General features: G+C 68.8%; 13 protein-coding genes. 7 read left to right on the top strand and 6 right to left on the bottom strand.

Annotated features, from left to right (window positions below; all coding sequences use genetic code 11):
* Nucleotides 1–8: 8 nt before the first annotated feature.
* The 5 genes from ACWEKS_RS04700 to ACWEKS_RS04680 all read right to left on the bottom strand — a co-directional run bounded on the left by ACWEKS_RS04700 (nt 9) and on the right by ACWEKS_RS04680 (nt 9,659).
* Entirely contained in the window at nt 9–3,020 is a 3,012-nt protein-coding gene (locus ACWEKS_RS04700; RefSeq protein WP_452338816.1) for an alpha-mannosidase, read from the bottom strand.
* Between the two features lie 110 nt (nt 3,021–3,130).
* Complete coding sequence (locus tag ACWEKS_RS04695; RefSeq protein WP_452338815.1) at nt 3,131–4,012, bottom strand: DUF4231 domain-containing protein; 882 nt, start codon at nt 4,010–4,012, stop codon at nt 3,131–3,133.
* Entirely contained in the window at nt 4,009–8,298 is a 4,290-nt protein-coding gene (locus ACWEKS_RS04690; RefSeq protein WP_452338814.1) for an nSTAND1 domain-containing NTPase, read from the bottom strand. Before ACWEKS_RS04690 ends, ACWEKS_RS04695 begins: the two co-directional genes overlap by 4 nt.
* Before the next feature lie 103 nt (nt 8,299–8,401).
* On the bottom strand, nt 8,402–9,067 hold the full coding sequence (locus tag ACWEKS_RS04685; protein WP_452338813.1) for a respiratory nitrate reductase subunit gamma: 666 nt from the start codon (nt 9,065–9,067) through the stop codon (nt 8,402–8,404).
* 112 nt (nt 9,068–9,179) lie between these two features.
* Complete coding sequence (locus tag ACWEKS_RS04680) at nt 9,180–9,659, bottom strand: pyridoxamine 5'-phosphate oxidase family protein (protein ID WP_452338812.1); 480 nt, start codon at nt 9,657–9,659, stop codon at nt 9,180–9,182.
* Between the two features lie 124 nt (nt 9,660–9,783).
* Here ACWEKS_RS04680 and ACWEKS_RS04675 point away from each other — a divergent pair, with 124 nt between their 5' ends.
* A complete protein-coding gene (locus ACWEKS_RS04675) occupies nt 9,784–11,733 on the top strand; it encodes a GMC family oxidoreductase N-terminal domain-containing protein (RefSeq protein ID WP_452338811.1) in 1,950 nt (649 codons plus the stop codon).
* 46 nt (nt 11,734–11,779) lie between these two features.
* On the opposite strand, the gene ACWEKS_RS04670 is transcribed toward ACWEKS_RS04675, so the two are convergent.
* Complete coding sequence (locus tag ACWEKS_RS04670) at nt 11,780–12,388, bottom strand: TetR family transcriptional regulator (RefSeq protein ID WP_452338810.1); 609 nt, start codon at nt 12,386–12,388, stop codon at nt 11,780–11,782.
* 108 nt (nt 12,389–12,496) lie between these two features.
* Here ACWEKS_RS04670 and ACWEKS_RS04665 point away from each other — a divergent pair, with 108 nt between their 5' ends.
* The 6 genes from ACWEKS_RS04665 to ACWEKS_RS04640 all read left to right on the top strand — a co-directional run bounded on the left by ACWEKS_RS04665 (nt 12,497) and on the right by ACWEKS_RS04640 (nt 17,384).
* The gene (locus tag ACWEKS_RS04665) at nt 12,497–13,735 is read left to right on the top strand and encodes an alkane 1-monooxygenase (RefSeq protein ID WP_452338809.1); all 1,239 of its coding nucleotides are present in this window, start codon (nt 12,497–12,499) and stop codon (nt 13,733–13,735) included.
* On the top strand, nt 13,735–13,920 hold the full coding sequence (locus ACWEKS_RS04660) for a rubredoxin (protein ID WP_452338808.1): 186 nt from the start codon (nt 13,735–13,737) through the stop codon (nt 13,918–13,920). Before ACWEKS_RS04665 ends, ACWEKS_RS04660 begins: the two co-directional genes overlap by 1 nt.
* Complete coding sequence (locus ACWEKS_RS04655) at nt 13,917–14,099, top strand: rubredoxin (RefSeq protein WP_452338807.1); 183 nt, start codon at nt 13,917–13,919, stop codon at nt 14,097–14,099. Before ACWEKS_RS04660 ends, ACWEKS_RS04655 begins: the two co-directional genes overlap by 4 nt.
* Nucleotides 14,096–15,385 carry an NAD(P)/FAD-dependent oxidoreductase gene (locus tag ACWEKS_RS04650; protein WP_452338806.1) on the top strand — a complete coding sequence of 430 codons (1,290 nt, stop codon included), beginning with the start codon at nt 14,096–14,098 and terminating at the stop codon, nt 15,383–15,385. Before ACWEKS_RS04655 ends, ACWEKS_RS04650 begins: the two co-directional genes overlap by 4 nt.
* Before the next feature lie 299 nt (nt 15,386–15,684).
* Nucleotides 15,685–16,515 (top strand): MlaE family ABC transporter permease, encoded by an 831-nt coding sequence (locus ACWEKS_RS04645; RefSeq protein WP_452338805.1) that lies wholly within the window; start codon nt 15,685–15,687, stop codon nt 16,513–16,515.
* Nucleotides 16,515–17,384 carry an MlaE family ABC transporter permease gene (locus tag ACWEKS_RS04640; protein ID WP_379384822.1) on the top strand — a complete coding sequence of 290 codons (870 nt, stop codon included), beginning with the start codon at nt 16,515–16,517 and terminating at the stop codon, nt 17,382–17,384. The genes ACWEKS_RS04645 and ACWEKS_RS04640 overlap by 1 nt, the downstream gene beginning before the upstream one ends.

Genomic DNA, 17,384 nt, shown 5'->3' with positions numbered 1-17,384 from the left:
AAATGGCGTCACCGGCGGCCGAATCGGAGGGTCACCAACTGAAAAGGCCGCAGTCGCAATCGAATTCCCCGGCCCTCCGGCGTCGCGGTCGTCTCGCCGGGCAGCGGTCGCTCCAACAGGTCGCAGCAGTGGCAGCCGGTGGTCGCGAACTCGGGGGTCAGCAGCGTCGAGGCGCGGCCGCCGCCCGCTTCGTAGACGCGCACGATCACATCGCCGGATCCGTCGTCGGCGAGTTTGACGGCGCTGGTCACCACATCGTCGTTGTCGATGGCGACCAGCGGCGCGACCGGCTCGGCGACGCCGGGTGTGAAGGGCGGCAGGTTGATTCGGTATCCCGCCCGGACCGCATCGGTGATCGAGGCGCCCGGGACCAGGGCGTGCCGGAAATGGTGGGTGCCCTGGTCGGTATGGGGGTCGGGGAATCGTGGCGCACGCAGCAGGGAGGCGCGCACGGTGACGGTGGCGCCCCCGTCCGGCCGGACCGTGCGGGTGAGGTCGTGGCCGTAGGTGGAGTCGTTGACCAGGGCCACGCCCCAGCCGGGTTCCGCCAGGTGGATGAAGCGGTGATTACACGCCTCGAACTTGGCGTACTCCCAGCTGGTATTGGTGTGGGTGGGTCGGAAGAGGTGACCGAACTGGGTTTCCGACGCGTAGCGGTCGGCGTGAATGTCCAGGGGGAACGCGAGTTTGAGGAATTTCTCCGTCTCGTGCCAGTCGACGGAGGTGGCGATCTCCAGGGCCGGGTCGTGCGATCGCAGGGTGAGGGTCTGCTCGACGGTCGAGGACCCGAAGGACCGCCCGAGGCGAACCACGACCGCTGCCGGTGAATCCGTCTCCGCCGTAAGGAAGTCGATGCCGGCCAGGTCGGTGACGCTGTTGCGGTAGAAGCGATCGACATCCCAGGCGTCCCACGAGTTGGGGTAGTCCTGGTGCAGCTGTAGCAGATTCGCCATCGCACCGGGCGGCAGGGTCTCGCGGTCGTGCTCGATGTCGTACAGCGACACCAGCAGACCGCGCGCGTCCACCTCGGCTCGCACCAGGCCGTTCGCCAGCACGAACCCGCCGCCGGTCCGCTCGGCCACGGTGCAGTCCCGGCCCGGCTCCTCGGGCGCCGCGCCACCGGCGGGAATCCCGCGCCAGGCGTGCGGCGCCGGATTGAAGACGTTCGGCCCCGACCGTTCACCGCCCAGGGCCCACTGTGCGCGTTCGATGATCGCCGACAGCTCGGCGGCGACCTCGGTGTAGGTGCGCTCGGCCTCGCGATGCACCCAGGCGATCGAGGAGCCCGGCAGAATGTCGTGGAACTGGTGCAGCAGCACGGTCTTCCAGAGCCGGTCCAGCTCGGCGGCCGGGTACTCGAACCCGGTCCGCACGGCCGCGGTGGCGGCCCACAGTTCGGCCTCGCGCAGCAGATGCTCACTGCGCCGATTGCCCTGCTTGGTCCTGGCCTGGCTGGTCAGGGTCGCGCGATGCAGCTCCAGGTACAGCTCGCCCACCCACACCGCCGGGTTCGGGTATTCGGCCTCGGCCGCGGCGAAGAAGTCGGCGGGCCGGTCCCACCGGACCGTGGGCGCGCCCTCGAGATCGCGCATCCGGGCGGCCTTGGCGACCATCTCGCGGGTGGTTCCGCCGCCGCCGTCACCCCACCCGGTCGGTGCGAGCGACCGGGTCGCCCGCCCCTTCTCCTTGAAATTCCGTGCCGCATGGGCGATTTCGCGGCCCTGCATCGAGCAGTTGTAGGTGTCGACGGGCGGGAAGTGGGTGAAGATGCGGGACCCGTCGATGCCCTCCCACAGGAAGGTGTGGTGCGGGAACCGGTTGGTCTGGCTCCACGAGATCTTCTGTGTCAGCAACCATCTGGAGCCCGCCGCCTTGATGATCTGCGGCAGCCCGGCCGCGAAGCCGAAGGTGTCGGGCAGCCAGGCCTCCTCGTTCTCGATGCCGAACTCCGCGAGGAAGAACCGTTTGCCGTGCACGAACTGCCGCGCCATGGCCTCGGAGCCCGGCATGTTGGTATCCGACTCCACCCACATGCCGCCGGCCGGCACGAACCGCCCCTCGGCCACCGCCGCCTTGACCCGCGCGTAGATCTCGGGCCGGTGCTGTTTGAGGAAGTCGTATTGCGCCGCTTGGGACATCGTGAAGATGAAGTCGGGGTCGTCGTCGAGCAGAGCGGTCATGGAGGCGGCGGTCCGCGCGACCTTGCGCACCGTCTCGCGCAGCGGCCATAACCAGGCCGTGTCGATGTGCGCGTGCCCGACCGCGGAGATGCGGTGTGCCGAGGGGATGGAGGGCTGGGCCAGCGCCTCGGCCAGGCGGGCGCGGGCGGCGCTCGCGCCCGCGTTCACGTGCTGAAGGTCGATGGCGTCGAGTGCGCGCTCGATGGCCCGCACGATGTCGTAGCGCCGCGCGGGATCCTCCGGCATCTCGTGCATGAGTTCTCCGAGCACCTCGAGGTCCTGCACCAGCTGCCAGACCTCCTCGTCGAACACCGCGAGATCCAGGCGGCCCAAACGGTATTGGGGTTCGGTCCCGGCGGTTTCCCGATCGCCGAGCGCGGTCGGCCCGAAGAACGGGATGACCGGGTTGGACGCCGCCTCCACATGCAGCAGCACCTGCTCGCCCCCGGCCGCGGGCGCCGCCACGCGTACCCACCGATTCCGCGGATGCAGCCCCTTCACCGGCGTCCCGTCGGCGCGATACACCAGGCCCTCGCATTGAAATCCGGTCATGCCCTGGTCGAATCCGAGATCGATGATCGCCTCGACGGTCCGGCCGGCCCAGCTCGGCGGCACCGTCCCTTCGACGGTGAGCCAGCTGGTGCCCCACGGCGCACCCCAGCGGGCGCCCGGCCCGGTCGGCGTGCGGGGCGCGGTCAGCCCCTCGGCGACCGGCACCGGTTCGCCCGGCGCCGCCCAGATCGAGGCCCGCAGCGGCACCGACTCCGGATAGACGGCGGGGACGATGCGGTCGAGCACTCGCCCGAGCCTGTCTTCGATCAACCGGCGGTCATCGTGCATGTCGGTGGCTCCCTCGGGCGTGGGTCGGGACCGGCAACCGTGTCGAGCCCGACTCTAGCGGCCCGGGGTCCGCGGGCCGGGACGATCGCACTGTTGGCGCGGGCCGATTCTCAACGCGCGCTGTCCTGTTCGGACCACTTGGCCATCCAGGCGGTGTTCTCGGTGGCGATGACGGATTCGCAGGCGGCGACGAAGGCGGGCCAGTCGGTGATCACACTTGTGGCGCGGTCGTCGGCGAGGCTCTGGAGGTGATGGGCGGCGGCCAGGTAGGTCATGGCCAGGTAGTCGTAGCGCTGGGCGGTCAGGTAGGCGGCGATATTGGCGGTGGCCGTGGTGAGGACCGCGACCCAGGGCGCCAGGGCGGTGGGTCCGCTGCCCGGGGTGATGGCGGCGGCCGCCGCCATCAGCGCGGTCGCCATGCCCAGGGCTATCGTCACCCGGCGCCAGCGTGCCGTGCGCTGTGTGTACCGGCGGGCCATCGGCCGGTAGTAGTCGTCGATCTGTCCCCGAATCCGTTGCCGGACATATGTTTCCGGCATCATGGCGGCCGGCGGCGGGGTCCCCGGCGTCGCATCGGAGTCGACGTAGGGCAGCAGATCCGTCGCGGCGGTGACGATTTCGGCGGCCTTGTGACGCAGGGCGTCGATGCCGATCACGGCGCCGGCGCGGAATTCGTAGATCAGCCGCTTGATGCCCTCCGACGTCGCGCGCGCCCGCGTCCATGCCCGGACGGTATCGGGGGTGAGGAACTGGATGCCGACGAAGGCGGCGAGGGCCAGGCACACCGCGCCGAGGGCCGCGGCGCAGGTTCGTGCCGGGCCGCCAGAATGCAGCACGGTCGCGGTGGTGGTCGTGCACAACGCTCCGAGGGTGCCGGCCGCGAACGCGGTGATCCGCGCCCGATCGAGACGGTGTTTCAGCCGCCCGGCGGTCTGTGACCAGCGCAGCCGTTCGGCCCATAGTTCGGCGACGACCTCGTCGTCCGTGCTCATGTGCCCGCGTCCGGTGCGACCGGCAGGTTCTGGCAGGCCTTGCGGTAGGGGATGCTCGGTGACACCCATTCGTTCCACTCCTTGTGGCTCATATTCGCGCTGAGCTTGTCGCACAACCGGTCCGGCCAGACGGCGGGACCGGGCCACACGTTGATGGTTCCGTTCTTGTCGCTGCCGGTCACCAGTTGGCGGCCGCCGGGGGCGACGGCCAGTGCGGTGACGGTGTCGGAAGGGCCGGCGATCGGCTGTCCGATGGGCAAGCCGGAGGCGGCATCCCAGATCCGAATCGTCTTGCCCGTGGCCGCGATCAGATATCGGCCGTCCGAACTGAATGAGATGGCCTCGATCGCCCGGGCGGGATCTTGCATCGGGCCGCCGATCGCCTGTCGGGAATCGACATCGAACAGGCGAATGGAGTCGGAGGTCGCTGCAGCGAGTCGGCGGCTGTCGGGGCTGAACGCGAGCAGCCTCGGCGAATCGGTGTCGAAAAATGGCTCGCCGACCTGACGGTGGGAGTTCACATCCCACATCCGGAGTTGGGCGAGTCCGCCATTGGTGACCAGGTGTCGGCCGTCGCGGCTGAACGCGACGGCGTTGACCGCCGAATGTTCGTCGATCGGAGCGCCGATGCGGTGTCCGGTGCTCGGATCCCACAGGTCGACACTGAAATCCAGCCCGAGCGACGGCGATGTGGGGTCGTACGCCCGGGCACCCTCGGTGAGGAAGTTCTTCGGCATCACGCCGCCGACCGTGGCGAGTGCAGTTCCGTCTGGGCTCAGCACCGCCGTGCTGGCCGACTTCTGCGCGTCGATCTCCCATTTGTACAGTGGTGCGCCGGTGTTAGCGTCGAAGGTCGCGAGCGCGTAGACGAAGTCCAGGTCATCGATGCTCGTGACGACGCGATCCGACGGGGCTTTGAATCCGATTTCGTAGGCGATGATCCGGTTGCCGTCCGGGTTGAAGAACGCGTTGTAGGGAATCATCGGGTCTGTGGGAATGCTCGTTCGGAGGGTCCCGGTGCCGACGTCCCACAGGCGAATGATGCCGGGAACACTCGTATCCCGATCGTTCCGAGAGCCGGCCGACACGAGGCGAGTGCCGTCCGCGCTGTAGTGGATGGACGTCACCGAGTCGTCGTTCGTGGCCAAGGTCGTGCCGATGGTGGCGACGGCATCGGCGTTCCATGCCCGGACGGTTTCATCGCCGCCCGACAGCACCTCGTGCCCATCGGCGCTGAAACCAACGCCGCGGACACTTCTGTGATGCCCGATCAGAGGATGGCCGATCGGCTGCCGGGACGCGGCATCCCACACGCGGATCGCTCCGTCGAGGCTGCCGGACACCACACGGCGTCCGTCCGCACTGAATGCGACGGCTCCCACGCTGTCACCCTGACCGCTGAGGGCCGACCCGACCGGCTGCAGGGTTGTCGCGTCCCAGAAGTGAACGAGTCGGTCGGTGCTGCCGGACACGATCAAGCTGCCGCTCGGATCGACCGCGACGGCGAGGGCGGCGTCGTACTGCTGATCGGGTGTTCGCGCGACCGCGCTGCCCGTTTCCACGTTCCAGAGTTGCAAACCGGAATCCTCGGTGGCGGCAAGGTGGGTTCCGTCGGGTAGGAAGGCCATCTGCAAGGGCGCTCCAGTCGCCTCGACAACGCGGAGCTGTTGTCCGGCAACGACATCCCATATCTGAATCGTGCCGGGGTATATGCCTGCGGCGAGCCGAAGCCCATCGCGACTCAATGCGACCGACAGGACCGCGTATTTTCCAATCCGAAATGGACCGGCGAGATGTGAGCCGTTCCGGGCGTCCCACACCTGCACTGTTCCGTCGCTGCCCGCCGAGGCTAGGCGGGTTCCATCCGCGCTGAACGCCAGGCTGTTCACCGCACTGTTGTTGTGCGCGGTGAATGCTGCCCCCGTGGCCTGGCCGGTGCTGCCATCGCGCAGCTGCACGGTTCCCGCACTCGCTGACGCCGCATGCTGCCCGTCGGGGCTGACGGCGAATGCCGTGACGGAATTCTGTGCGGGCGTGTCGAATATCTTCACCTCGTCGGCCGTGACTGACAGCGCGTCGAGGACCGCGCCGTCGTCGGGCTGCGAGCCGATCTGGCGTGCCGCGAGGATCTCCTCGATGGCTCGGGTGTCGCCGCCGGGCCGCGCCCCGGCGAGCATGGCCTGCCCCTCGGAGACCAGGCGCAGCGCGGTCGCTTCGTGGAGCCGCTGATCGGCCTCGTTCTGCGCCAATGTGGCTCGGACGCCGAAGAATACGGCGACCAGGGCCGCGATGACGGTGAGCGCCAGCACCGCCCGCAGGATGTGTGACCGCCGGCGTAGTCCGGCGGCGTAGGCGCGCGCGTCGTTCAGTTCCTTTTCGTGGCGGCGCTGTTCGGCTGCGGTCTCGGCGTCCTGCCGCTGCCGGGAGGCGGTGAGGAACTCGCGCGCGGAGGCCAGTCGATCGGCGAAATTCGGTGTCGCGGAGACTTTTTCGGCCTCGTGGAGCCGGGCGCCCGCCATCAGCCAGGCGTCGTCGCGTCCGCTGCTCTCCCATTCGGCGGCGGCGCGGTCGAGGCCGTCGGCGGTGCGCAGATCGGTGGCCTCCTCGCGCAGCCATTGGGCGAGCGCGGGCCACTCGCTGAGCAGGCTTTCCAGCGCCACCTCGACGGTGGTCTCGCCGCCGCGTTCGTCCTGGACCACCAGCCGATGGTCGACGAACGCGGCGATGAGCGGGCGGCTGGTGGCGGGCAGGTCGCTCAGGCGGGCGATGCGGCGCAGCGGCTGGTCGTGGTCCGGGGCGATGGTGGACAGCCAGGGCACGAAGGCGGCGCGCAACTCGGCCAGTTGCCGCGGTCGCATCGAGTCGTCCTGGGTGAGAATCGAATCGATCTCCGATTCGACCACGTGCGCCATCCCGCCCATCGCCTGGTAGTCGGCGACGGTCAGTTCTCCGGCGGCGGCGTAGTCGAGGTACAGCCGCCACAGTGTCAGGGACAGCAGCGGCAGGGGATTCGCGCTGTCCGCACAGTCGGCGAGCAGCCGTTCCACGAGATCCTCGCGCACCACGAGCGGATTGCCGGCCGCGGTCGCGCGCTCCGCCGGACCTTGCACGACCTCGGCGAACCGCGCGGGCTGCAGGGGCCGTAATTCGTCGAACACCACGCTCTTCACGGCCGCCAGCGCGGGCGAGGTCTGCAGCGGCTCGTAGCGGTCGGCCCGAATGGTCAGTGCGGCAATGAGATCCAGGCCGTCGGCCACGAGCCGGGCGAGAATCGACTGGAACACCCCGGCCTCGGGTCCGGCCTCACCGCCGAACAGTTCCTCGGCCTGATCCACCGGGAGCACGAGGGTTGGCGGCGCGGTGTTGTTCGACTCGGGCAGGCCGTCCGTCGCGGCCGCCTGCGCCTCCCTCAGCCAGGCGGTGACCCGCCCCGGATCGGACGCGCATGCCGCCTTGATCGCACCGAGGGTGGGGCGGGTGAGCCCCAGCCGCTGCCGCACCTCGAACAGTGCTGCGGCCAGGCCGATCGGACCCGTCACCGCGGCACGTTCGGGCCGGACGATGTCGAGCACCAGGAAATGCCGGTCGTCGCGGCGCAACCGGGGGAGTAGTCCGGCCCGCAGGAACGACGACTTGCCGGCGCCTGACGGGCCGAGGATGACGAACAGATTCTCGACGCGAGCGGCCCGCATGCCGCGCAGCATGTCCAGGCCGCGCACGATCTGGGCGTCCCGGCCGAAGTACACGGCCGCGTCGATCGCTTCGAACGGCTCCCATCCGCGATAGGGCGCGCGCCCGGGATCATTCGGCGGCGGCCACTCGAAGTATTCGGCCCCGATACCTGCTTCGCGCAATCCGCGCCGCAGCCGCCGCAGGCCCTCGCTCGCGAATTCGACGGGCGGACCCCCGGGTACCGGGATCGCTGTCATGGGGCCGGGGCCGAACAGATCGCTCTGCTGCCACTCCCGAGTGGACTCGCGGCTCACGAACGGTTCCAGACGCACGGCGAAAATTCGTTTGTTGAGGTTCTCCGCCGTCCGGACCTCGGTGCGGCATTCCGCCGACGAATCCCAGGTCTCCGAGATCAGGCAGATCACGGCCTCGCACCGGGAAGTGGCCCGGACCAGCGCATCCTTCCAGCGGACCCCGGGCGCGATACCCGTGTCGGGATCCAGGTCGAGGAAGATCTCGCCGACCAGAGCCGGGTCCTGCTCGACGAGCCAGGCCTTCAGCGCGATAGCCTGCCGGTTGTCCCGGCTGGAATGGCTGAGGAAAATGCGCGCCATTGCCCGAGTGTTGCCAACCCCGGCGGCCGCGTCCTGAGTACCGCAATACTCGAATTACTCAGGGAATAGGAGCAGCCTCCCGGAAATCGCGGTCCCGGGAGGATCAGACCGACGGCGCGGACCGGTAAGGGGCGGCGGCGACCTGGCGGACGACGCGCACCACGGGGACGGTGAGGATGCCGGCCAGGCGGGTGTAGGGCCAGACCGCGATGATCAGCACCACGATGAGTCCGCGCGCCTGGTACAGGATCGGGGCGTGGTCCATGACCGCAGGTTCCGGATGCAGGGCGATCAGCGAGCGCGCCCAGGTGAAAAGCGTTTCGGCGGTGCGGTATCGGCCGTCGGTGGACCCGCCGTCGAACGTCACCAGCACGGCCGACATGAGCGCCGCCGCCAGCAGCGGCAGCGTGATGCGGTCCACCGGGGTCACCCGCTGCCGGACATCGGCATCGATCAGCGGCGGAATCAGGATGAGCGCCACCCCCGCGATGGTCACCGGCACGGCCACGATCTGAATGGCCGCCAGCACCAGCTGGATACCGTGGCCGGGTCGCGAATGCGGTCCGGACGCAAGCATTTCCACTACCCGCACCAGGAACACGATCGGGAAGCCGACGCGCACCGCTGCGATCCCGGCCCGCTGCGCTCGATCGATGTGCGGCCCATACAGATACCCGCGGAACCCATCGCGCCGATACCGCCAGACATGCCCGATCGCGCACGACAGCATGGCGGCATAAGGCAGCGCCACCCACAACGCGATCATCATGCCCTCACCTCACGGAGTCGGTATCCGCACTACTCGCCGAGCAACTTTCGCACGCCCGACGCCTGCGGAGAAGTGTCGAATCGTGCCAACCCGGCGAACCGGCTCGGCCCCACTACTGCCAGAGATGAGACATCATGTGCGGGTACCGAACCGGTCGATAGTCGGTGAAGGTGAGATCCCGAACATGGCTGAAATCCGACCACAGCAGTCGGCCGCCTTTGAGGCGCACGGGAATTCGCACCCGATTCCGTACCTGCCGCAGTTCCTCGTCGGTGGCGAGGCGCTTCGCGCCTACCGCGCCGTAGAGGCGGACCCCGGGCGGGGCCGCGAAGCGCGCCGTCAGCAGGGACCGGAACCAGAACAGCGGACTGCTGTCCACGGCCAGCACGCACACCCGGGAATCGGCGTCCAGGTTGCGGGCCAGCGCCTCGGTGTACTGGTCGAAATAGAACCCGGTTCCGGTGTCGCCCAGGAAGACCGTGCCGATCGGCGTGACATGCGGCGAACCGTCCGCATTCACCGAGGCGATCGCGCAGTGTCCGGCGCGGGATACGGTGTCGCGGATGCGATCCCAGTTCTGGTCGAGTGTCACGTGTGGTCCTGACCGGTTCGGACGGATGGGGCGATTCGAGGGTAGCCGGATTCCGGCGAGACAAGTGAGGGCGGTGTGCCGCATTTGCCGGGACAGCGGCGGGGGTGTGGCGCATGATGGCGGCATGGCTTCAGACGCGGCGCGGCGTGCCGTACTCGGAATGGTGTGTGACAGCTTCGCGCCGGGGGACGGGGGTGATCTGCCGGCGGCCTCCGAGCTGGGGGTGGTCGACACCGTCACCGAACTACTCGGGCGCAATCCGCGCGAGGCGGAACGCCGGCAGTTCGAACTGCTGATGCGCGTATGGGATTCACGGCTGTTCGGGTTGCTCAACGGCGCGGGCTGGCGGAAGTTCTCGCGGCTGAGCGCCGAGGACCGGGAGCGGTGGCTGCTGGGGATGGCCAATTCGCGGCTCGAGCAGAAGCGGGCGCTGTTCCAGGCATTGAAGGGGGCGGCGGTCACCTCCTACTACTTGACGCCCGGGCCCACCGGGATCAATCCGGTGTGGGATCGGATCGGCATTCCGCCCGCCTTCGGGCCGGTCGAGGGCGCGCAGCGCGGGCTCAGCCCGCAGCGTCCGGATGCCGACACCACCGTCGTGTGCGATGTGGTCGTCATCGGGTCGGGTGCGGGCGGCGGCACGGCCGCGGCGGTGCTGGCCCGGGCCGGGCTCGACGTGGTGGTGCTGGAACGCGGTGAGTACTACGACGATCCGGATTTCGGCATCGGCGAGAAGGAAGGCTTCCTGAAGCTGTACGCCCCCGGCCCGGCCGCCACCGCCGAAGGTCAGCTCGGGCTGGTCGCGGGGACCGCGCTGGGCGGCGGCACGGTGGTCAACTGGACCACCTCCTTCCGCACCCCGGACGATGTCCGCGCGGAATGGGCCCGGCTGGGCGCACGGCAGTTCGCCGAGCAGGAGTACACCGACGCCCTCGAGGCCGTGGTGTCGCGCCTCGGGGTGAACCTCGATCACTCACCCGCCTCACACCGCGACGAGATTCTCGAGCGCGGCCTGCGCAAGCTGGACTGGCACGTCGAGCCGCTGCCGCGCAATGTGACCCACTGCGATGCCGGAATCGAATGCGGGCGTTGCGGTTTCGGCTGCCGGATCGGCGCGAAGCAGTCGGTGGTCAAGACCTGGCTGGCGGATGCGGCCGCGGCGGGCGCGCGCCTGTTCGTGGGCACCGATGTGCGGCGCATCGTGGTTGCCAATGGCAGCGCCACCGGCGTGGAAGCCGTGACGGCCGAGGGTCGTTCGGTCTGGGTGCGGGCCCGCGCGGTGGTGGTCGCCGCCGGGGCCATCCAGACCCCCGCCCTGTTGCGCCGTTCCGGCCTGGGCAACCGCAATATCGGCGACTTCCTCCGATTGCACCCGGCCACAGCGGTTTTCGGGGTCTTCGACGAGGATATCCGCCCCTGGGAGGGCGGCATGCAGACCCGCTACTCCAAGCAGGACGGCGACCTCGACGGGAACGGATACGGCGTCATCTACGAGACCGGCCCCATGACCCCGGGCATGTCGGTCGGCTTCCAGGCCTGGACCGGCGCGGTCGCCCATCGCGACCGCATGCTGAAGCTCGCCAATACCGTGGCCGTCGGCGTGATCACCCGCGACCGCGACCACGGCTCGGTCGAGACCGACCGCCGGGGTGAGGCGGTGGTGCGCTACCGCATCTCCGCCCGCGATGCCGCCCACATGCACACCGGAATCGTCAATGCCGCACGCATTCTGGAGGCGGCCGGGGCGGAGCGGATCTTCTCCGGCCATCAGGCCGGAGTCGGCTACGCGCCCGGCGCGAGCGGTTCGCACGAGGAGTTCGCCGCGCAGGCCGCCGCGGCCGGGTACGCGCCGGGCCGGTGCTCGATGGGCGCGCTGCACATCATGGGCTCGGCCCGCATGGGCGGCTCACCCGCGGATTCGGCCACCAATCCCGACGGTGTCACCTGGGACGTCCCGAATATCGTGGTGGCCGACGGCTCCTGCTTCCCGACCGCCTCCGGCGTGAACCCGATGGTCAGCATCGAGGCCATCGCCCACATGAACGCCACCAGGCTCGCCGCGCGCCTGACCTGATTTCGTCCCGACCTGACGAGACGGCCCGATCCGCCTGCGCGGCAGGCTATTCCAGCGCCGCGCCGAAGGCGCCGACGATCACCCGATGGATCTGGCCGACGGCCCGGTCGATCGGGCCCGTCGGCTGGAACAGATGGCTCAGCGCGAGCCGGACCAAGACCTCCGACATCGAGGTCAGCTCGGCATCGCTCATATCCTCGAGCCCGTACTGCGTGCGAAGCGCGCCCGAGACCGCGGTGATCGCGCGGCCCAGAACCGGCTCGGTCTCGGTCATCAGCACCGGCAGCAGGGCGGTGTCGGTCTCCGACCGTCCGGCCAGTACCGCCTTGAGCAGGGTGTTGTCGGCGCCGGTCCGCAGCGTGTAGTCGACCGCCTGGGTCATGCCGGCCGCCACGTCCGCGGGATGCGCGGCCAGGCTCTCGGCGATGCCGACCAGGAAGACGTCGACCTCCTGCTGGATCACCACTTCGGCCAGCTCGTGCTTGTTGGCGAATTCCTTGTAGAGCACCGGCCGGCTCACGCCGACCTCCTTGGCCAGCCGCGACATGTTCACCGCGCCCCAGCCCTCGGTGATGACTATCCGCCGGCCCGCGTCGATGATCCGCTCGCGCAGCAACTGCCGCATCTCTGTCTGGAAGTTCGGCGCTTCAACCACGTCCTGATGGTACATGAGCTCAACTTTCGTCCCGTCGTTGACAGACTGGATCACAGTGTATCTAATGAATACAGTTCTTCGGAAAGTGTAAATGCAAGGAGTACGGCAATGACGACGTCTCGTTCTCGAGTTGGACGCAGCCGGCAGTCGGAGGCTTCGGCCCGCCCTCAGTGGCGTGACCGCAAGCGATATCTGTGGTTGTTCGGGCTCGTACCCCCGACCGCCCTGTTCGTGGCGATGGTGCTGGTGTGGGCATTCAACGAGCTCGGCTGGTCGGTCGTCGCCCCGGTCTGGTGGTGGATCGGCCCGCTGCTGGTGTACGGGCTGTTGCCGGTGCTGGACCGCTTCTTCGGCCCGGACGGCCAGAACCCGCCCGACGAGGTGATGGAGTACCTGGAGAACGACAAGTACTACCGGTACTGCGTCTACACCTACATTCCCTTCCAGCTGCTGAGCCTGACCGTCGCCTGCTACCTGTGGACCGCGAGCGACCTGTCCTGGCTGGGCATCGATGGCGGCCTCGGCGTGGTCTCCAAGATCGGCCTGGCGCTGAGCATGGGTGTCATGGGCGGCGTCGGCATCAACACCGCGCACGAACTCGGCCACAAGAAGGACGAATTGGAGCGCTGGCTGTCGAAGATCACGCTCGCCCAGACCTGCTACGGCCACTTCTACATCGAGCACAACCGCGGCCATCACGTGCGGGTGGCCACGCCCGAGGATCCGGCCAGCGCCCGCTTCGCCGAGACCTTCTGGTCCTTCCTGCCGCGCAGCGTGTGGGGCAGCCTGCGCTCGTCGTGGGAGCTGGAGGCCAAGCGACTGGAGCGACTGGGCAAGCGCCCGTGGACGATTCGCAACGACGTGCTCAACGCCTGGCTGATGTCGGTGGTGCTGTGGGGCGTGCTGGCCGCGGTCTTCGGCCCGGCGGTGCTGCCCTGGCTGGTGATCCAGGCGATCTACGGTTTCACCCTGCTCGAGACCGTCAACTACCTCGAGCACTACGGCCTCATGCGTCAGAAGACCGCCAGCGGTCGCTACGAGCGGTGCACCCCGGAGCACAGCTGGAACTCCGACCACATCGTCACGAATATCTTCCTGTACCACCTGCAGCGGCACAGCGATCATCACGCGAACCCCACCCGCCGCTATCAGACGCTGCGCAGTATGGACGGCGCGCCGAACCTGCCCAGCGGCTACGCCAGCATGATCTCGCTGGCTTACTTCCCGCCACTGTGGCGGCGGGTGATGGATCACCGGGTGCTCGAGCACTATTCGGGCGACATCACCAAGGTGAACATCCAGCCCCGCAAGCGTGCGCGCGTGCTGGCGAAGTACGGGGTGGCGTGATGTCCTCCTACCGTTGCCCGGTCTGCGATTACGTCTACGACGAGGCGAAAGGCGCTCCGCGGGAAGGCTTCCCGGCCGGCACCCTCTGGTCCGCCGTCCCCGACGACTGGTGCTGCCCCGACTGCGGGGTGCGCGAAAAGATCGATTTCGAACCTACTTCCACCTCGACGGGACACCACTCATGACCGACTGCAAACTCTTCCGCTGCCTGCAGTGCGGCTTCGAATACGACGAGGCCCTGGGCTGGCCCGAGGACGGCATCGCCGCCGGCACCCGCTGGGACGACATCCCCGACGACTGGTCCTGCCCGGATTGCGGCGCCGCCAAGAGCGATTTCGAGATGGTCGAGGTCAGCCGCGCGTGAGTGGCCGCATCGTCATCGTGGGTGCGGGCGTCGCGGGCGCCACCGCCGCCCGCACCCTGCGCACCGAGGGCTACACCGGTGAGATCGTGCTGCTCGGCGCGGAACCCGGCCACCCGTACCGCCGCCCCATGGTGTCGAAGGAACTCCTCGCCGGAACCGTCGAGGACCGCCGGACCCTGTTGCAGCCCACGGACTTCTGGCACACCCACCGGATCGACCTGCGCCCCGGCACCACGGTCGAATCCATCGACCCGGGCCCGGCGCTGGTGTGGCTGGCCGACGGCACGGCGATCGGCTACGACACCCTGCTACTGGCCACCGGAGCCCGGCCGCGCGCATTGTCGATGGCTGCCACGCCGGTCCGCCCCGATCTCGACCGCAGGGGTGTCGAGATCGGGGGACGGCGTCCCGGCACGGGCGAGCGGATCCACACCCTGCGCGGCCGGGCGGATGCGGAGGTCCTGCGGGAGGCGATCGCACAGGGCCGGTCGCTGCTGATCGTCGGGGCCGGGCTGATCGGGTGCGAGGTCGCGGCAACCGCACGGGGGCTGGGTGCGGAGGTCACGGTACTGGACGCGGCGGCTGTGCCGCTGGAGCGCGTCGCGCCACGGGCGATCGGCGATTATCTCCGGAAGTTGCACGCGGACAACGGGGTTGCGATCCACACCGACGTCCGGCTGACGCATCTCGCCCAGGACGGTGCGGAGGTGGTCGCCGTGGCCGCCGATGACAGCACCTGGACGGCGGCCGCGATGCTGGTCGCGATCGGATCTGTCCCGGACACTCGGCTCGCCGAGGCTGCCGGGCTCGCGGTGGGTGACGGGATTCGGGTGGACGAGCACTATCGGACATCCGCGCCCGGGGTCTATGCGGCCGGTGACGCGGTGGCCCGATTCGATCCCGTGTCGGGCGGGTATCGGCGCGAGGAGCATTGGAACAGCGCCCAGTCCCAGGGTGCGGCGGCGGCCCGATCGATGCTGGGATTGCCCGCCGCGGCTGCTGAGGTCCCCTGGGGCTGGTCGCTGCAGTACGGCCGGAACGTGCAGTTCGCGGGCGTAATCCACGCCGGTGACGAGCTGGTGGTGCGGGGCCGGGTCGAGGCCGGGGACGCGACGGTGCTCGCGCTGCGCGAGGGCCGCGCGACCGGTGCGGTGGCCATTGCCCGGCCGGCGGAGTTCCGGGCGGCAAAGGACCTGATCGGGCGGGGCGCGGTGCTGGATCCCGGTGCCTGCGTGGACGAATCCCGGCCGCTGGCCGAGGCGGTCGCACTGTCCGGACAGTCGTGAGGGCATGCGCCCGCACTTGAGCTAACCGCCCGCAAAATCCGAAATGCCGCTGGACCAGTCGAATGGTTCAGCGGCATTTCGCATTTGCCGACTCATTGCTGAAACCTGCTGGTAGGGCATGCTGTTCACGCGGCGCGCATATCTTTCCCCGGCCGGCGGGCCCCTGTCAAGCCCGCGAGTATTTCCGTGAAGACTGACACGTCAGTCCGAAATCTGTATTACTGTCTCGGTCAGTTCGAACCGGTCAGCAGAGGGACCGGTCGGCATCGACCAACAGTGGGGCTGTGGGGTGGTGAACATTGGTCGACAAGGCTGTTCGGGGGCCGGAACCGTTGGTACGGCAGGCAATCGAATTCGTTCTCTCGGGGCTGCGGACATTCGGACGCACCATTCAGCTGGCGACCGCGGCCTTCCGGTTCCTGGTCGTCGACATCGTCACACTGCGCCATCCGTGGCGTGACACGCTACAGCAGGGCTGGTTCATCGTCAGCGTGACGGCGATTCCCGCTGTGCTGGTGTCGGTTCCGTTCGGCGTCATCGTGGCGGTGCAGGTGGGGAGCCTGACCCAGCAGGTGGGGGCGAGCTCGGTGTCCGGCGCGGCCGGCGGCCTGGGCGTGATCCGGCAGGGCGCGCCCATGGTGACCGCGCTGCTGCTGGGCGGCGCGGCCGGGTCGGCCATCGCCTCGGATCTGGGTGCGCGCACCATTCGCGACGAAGTGGATGCCTTGCGCGTCATGGGAATCGACCCGGTGCGCCGGCTGGTCGCGCCGCGGCTGGCCGCCATGATCGCGCTCACGCCGCTGCTGTGCATGCTGATCATCTTCATGGGCGTGTTCACCGGCTATGTGATCGCCGTCGGTTTCCAGGGCGTGACGCCCGGCTCCTACCTGTCCGCGTTCGCGGCCTTCGCCAAGCTGACCGACCTGTGGGTGGCCATCGCGAAGTCGATCGTCTTCGGGGTGATCGTGCTGGTGGTGTCCTGTCAGCGCGGACTCGAGGCCACGGCCGGCCCGCGCGGGGTGGCCAATGCCGTGAACGCCGCGGTGGTGATCGGCGTGATCGCCGCCTTCGGCGTGAATCTGGTGATCACCCAGCTGGTTTCGATGTTCATCCCGACGCAGGTGGGCTGATGACACAGGTACCAGCCAGATACGCGCCGCTCGGGACGGCGGGCCGGGTCATCGGCGCGAGCGCGCAGGCGCCCCTGTCCGTCTTCGAATCCCTGGGCCACCAGGCGACTTTCGTCTACGAGGTGCTCGCCGCCATCCCGCACACGCTGCGGATCTACCGCCGCCAGACCATGCTCATCCTGTCCGACATCACCTGGGGCTCCGGGGCGATCATCGTCGGCGGCGGCACCGTTGCGGTGCTGGCGTTCCTGGGCATCGCGGTCGGCGGCTCCATCGGGGTGGAGGGTTTCACCGCGCTGAACATGGTCGGCATGGGCCCGCTCACGGGGTTCGTCTCCGCCTACGCCAATACCCGCGAGATGGCGCCCATGGTGGCGGCCATCGGCTTTGCGGCCCAGGCGGGTTGCCGCATGACGGCCGAGATCGGAGCCATGCGCATCTCCGAGGAGATCGACGCGCTGGAGGCCATCGGCATCCGGCCCATGCCCTTCGTGGTGACCACCCGCGTGATCGCGGGCGTGATCACCATCGTGCCGTTGCACCTGCTCACGCTGATCCTGTCGTACCTCTCGTGCGCGACCGTGGTGAACGTGCTGCACGGGCAGTCCTCGGGTACCTACTACCACTATTTCGACGCCTTCCTGCAGCCCGGCGATGTGCTGGCCTCACTGGTCAAGGCGACGATCTTCGTTGTCGTCATCATTCTCATCCACGGCTACCAGGGCTTCTACGCCTCGGGCGGCCCGGAGGGCGTGGGCCGGGCCTCGGGCCGGGCGATTCGCGCCAGTCTGGTGCTGGTGGTCATCCTGGACATGATCCTCACGATCGTGATCTGGGGCCTGGATGTCGGCATCCGGATCTCGGGGTGA

It is taken from the genome of Nocardia sp. NPDC004711 (genome assembly GCF_053601595.1).
The sequence above is the reverse complement of the archived record's forward strand: the minus strand, read 5'-3'. Positions and strand labels throughout refer to the sequence as shown.